Origin of the sequence: Sphingobacterium litopenaei, from assembly GCF_014692495.1 — a bacterium.
Taxonomy (GTDB): Bacteria; Bacteroidota; Bacteroidia; order Sphingobacteriales; family Sphingobacteriaceae; genus Sphingobacterium; species Sphingobacterium litopenaei.
The window spans coordinates 1-3,365 of record NZ_JACOIJ010000069.1 but is presented as its reverse complement, the minus strand read 5'-3'; the positions used below and the strand labels follow the sequence as shown (position 1 = coordinate 3,365).

The 3,365-nt window shown below is 36.2% G+C and carries 3 protein-coding genes and 1 pseudogene; 1 reads left to right on the top strand and 3 read right to left on the bottom strand.

Features of this window, described 5'->3' with window-relative positions:
* A pseudogene (locus tag H8B04_RS16750) lies at positions 1-189 on the top strand (IS256 family transposase); the annotation flags it as partial.
* A gap of 490 nt (positions 190-679) precedes the next feature.
* Here H8B04_RS16750 and H8B04_RS16745 read toward each other — a convergent pair.
* From H8B04_RS16745 to rplU, 3 genes are all read right to left on the bottom strand, one after another.
* Positions 680-2,008, bottom strand: coding sequence for a DEAD/DEAH box helicase (locus tag H8B04_RS16745; protein WP_190303055.1), 1,329 nt, complete (start codon positions 2,006-2,008; stop codon positions 680-682).
* A gap of 135 nt (positions 2,009-2,143) precedes the next feature.
* Positions 2,144-2,407 (bottom strand): 50S ribosomal protein L27, encoded by a 264-nt coding sequence (rpmA, locus tag H8B04_RS16740; protein WP_159635129.1) that lies wholly within the window; start codon positions 2,405-2,407, stop codon positions 2,144-2,146.
* 43 nt (positions 2,408-2,450) lie between these two features.
* Complete coding sequence (gene rplU / locus H8B04_RS16735) at positions 2,451-2,762, bottom strand: 50S ribosomal protein L21 (RefSeq protein WP_165292631.1); 312 nt, start codon at positions 2,760-2,762, stop codon at positions 2,451-2,453.
* Positions 2,763-3,365: the final 603 nt, after the last annotated feature.

Here is a 3,365-nt window from a genome sequence, read left to right as displayed (position 1 = left end):
CAAATTAGGAAAGTGACTAAAACAAAAGGAGCGTTTACTTCAGATCAAGCGTTATTAAAGTTAATTTATCTGGCAATACAAAACATAAGCAAAAAATGGACTATGCCAATTCGTAATTGGGGCTTGAAAATGCAACAACTCCACCTTAAATTTGGTGATAGAATGAAAGCCTTCGGCGGCTCTAAATAGATATAGGTCCGAAGGGGACCTATATCTATTTAGAGCTCAATGACACAGTTTGCTTTACACTTCCTAGTTACATTATAGAAGTTTTCTACTCTACATGAAATAGTAATAAATACAATTAAGTAAATTAGGTACATTTTTTTCATAATGCGTTAATTGCAATTACAGAAAGAACGATCAACGTATACTTTATTGCCACTGTTATTATTATAATAACACCCACCTTTTGGTCCGCTTATTAGAATTTTTCCATCATAATAACATGTTCCAGATTTGCTACACCCTAATAAGATAAATAGCAGGATAAGTAGATAAAATAAGTTCTTCATTAGTTAATATTGGTTTTAATTCTTATCTAATTCTTTGCAAAGAGATAAGAATTAAATATAGGAATTTATTAATTGTTTCAAAAAACTTAAAAATAACGTGTAAGAATTTATCCCTATATACTTCTTTTTTATAAAAAAAAGAAGCTTTCGCTTCCCTTTTACTTTTATCTTGTTCTAGAACCTCCACCAGCAGAATTTCCGGCTTGCTTTCTTCTACGTTCTTTACTCGTAGGTTTTGTTTTCTTTTTATGACGATAGTCAGGTTTTGTACCTTCTTTCGGTTGCTCTTTGGCGCCTCCATTTTTGCCTTTGCCTTGAGAAGCTGCGAATTGATTTTTCTGCACAAACTGAGGAGACATACTCAATCCTTCCATCACTTCTACAGGTAATTCAAAACCTATTGTATATTGAATATCCTTAATGTATGGAATTTCTTCTACATCGCACATCGATATCGCAAAACCAGATGCTCCTGCCCTGCCCGAACGACCAATACGGTGTACGTACGATTCAGGCATATTTGGAATCTCGTAGTTAATCACATACTGCAACAAGTCGATATCAATTCCACGAGCAGCAATATCTGTAGCTACTAAGACTTTTATTTCTTTTTTCTTGAATGCTTCTAACGCATTTTGACGCGCATTTTGGGATTTGTTACCGTGAATAGCAGCCGCTGTAATTTCATTCTTGTGCAACAATTTCACCAAACGGTCAGCACCATGTTTGGTACGAGCAAAAACCAATACGCTGTCATCAACACGGGTATTCAACAATTGCAATAACGCCTTAGGCTTATTTGCTTTTTCGATATAATATAAAGTCTGTTGAATTGTTTCTGCCGTTGTAGACTCAGGCGTTACTTCTACTTTTACTGGATGGCGCAAAATAGAATCCGCTAAAGCTTGAATTTGTTTAGGCATGGTCGCCGAGAAAAATAACGTTTGTCTTTTCTCAGGGACTAGAGATAAAACGCGTTTTACGTCATGGATAAATCCCATATCCAACATTCTATCCGCTTCGTCCAACACCAAAATCTCAATCTTATCCAACCAAACGATTTTTTGGGATACCAAATCCAATAAACGTCCTGGCGTAGCGACTAAGATATCGACACCTTGACGGATTTGTTGTACTTGATTGAATTGGTTTACACCTCCAAAAATTACAGCGTGTTTCAGCTTTAGGTTTTCACCATACGCCTCAATAGATTCATCAATCTGAATCGCCAACTCACGCGTAGGCGTCAAAATCAACGAACGAATCGTTCCGCGTTTATGTTCTTTGGGTTTGAAATTATTCAGTAATTGTAGAATAGGAATAGAGAATGCTGCTGTCTTACCTGTACCGGTCTGTGCACAGCCTAATAAATCTTTACCTTTTAATACTTCAGGAATTGCCTGCTCTTGAATAGGCGTAGGATTTTGGTAACCTTGTTTTTCCAGTGCATCCAAAATAGGCGCACTAACTTTTAAATCTTTGAAAGTCTTCATGTAATTTATTGTGAGGACCTTGTCAAAAATCTGAAAGAGCCTCGGGTTAAAATATGAGGGATAATTCACATATATCCCTTCAAAAAACAAAAGCCGCCAAGTAACTTAGCGGCTTTGTGATATTGTTAGGCAATCTTAGTTTTGCTCAGCAGGAACTACTGAAACGTAAGATTTGTTGTTAGCTTTTTTACGGAAAACTACTGTACCGTCTACTAAAGCAAACAAAGTGTGGTCTTTACCGATACCTACGTTAGCGTCTGGATTGTGAACTGTTCCACGTTGACGTACGATGATGTTACCAGCGATAGCTTTTTGACCACCAAAAATTTTGATACCTAATCTCTTACTGTGTGACTCACGGCCGTTCTTAGAACTACCCGCACCTTTTTTGTGTGCCATTTCTTTATCTTAATTTAAGACTGTCGTCTGATTAAAAATTCGATTATAAACTGATACCAGTGATCTGGATTTTAGAGAATTGTTGACGGTGACCGTTTTTCTTTTTGTAGCCTTTACGACGTTTTTTCTTGAAAACGATAACTTTATCACCTTTTAAATGAGACAAAATCGTTGCTGAAACTTTAGCACCTGCGATGCTTGGAGCACCTACAGTGATTTTGCCGCCATCTTCTGCCAACAATACTGTGTCAAATTCAATACTAGCGCCTTCATCTCCTTGTAAACGGTGTACAAAAAGATATTGGTCTTTTGCAACTTTAAATTGCTGTCCTGCTATACTTACTATTGCGTACATTGTTATTTATTTAATTTTCTTTAATGAGTTGCAAAGATAAGATATAATTTTCAGGTATACAATTATTTTTTACTTTTTGAAATTGACTATTCGATATAAACTCATACACCAAGAGAATTAAAAGATATGAACTGAATTCTAGGTGTGAATGAACAACACAGCGAAGATAGCAGTCTAAATGAAAACAGTCTCGCTCAAGCCGCGAGGGGCTCTTCCTTTTGTCTTGTCAAAAGGAAGCAAAACCGTGTCGCTTAAAACTTTCGCAACAACGGATTCCCATCCCTACATTTTCGCGAAAAATTTGTGAGGCGACAGTTTTCTAAAATGTAAAGACCTTAGGGTATTCTTGAATTATAATTCTTTAAGAACGTTTAAATCGTCATCGTAAGTTTGTAGGAATATATTTGGATAATATTAAACAGAATATAATTTTGTTCAGTTTAAAAAGATCCAGCAGAGAGAAAGAGCAAGATTTCAGTCCGTCATTAGTCAATAAACACTCTTCGAAATGTTAGTCCCCTTCTCTCATTCTTATTGCAACTTGGACAGTTCATTAGGCGTTAGGAGCCTGTTTTTACGATTGATAAGTCACGATAAGAACTG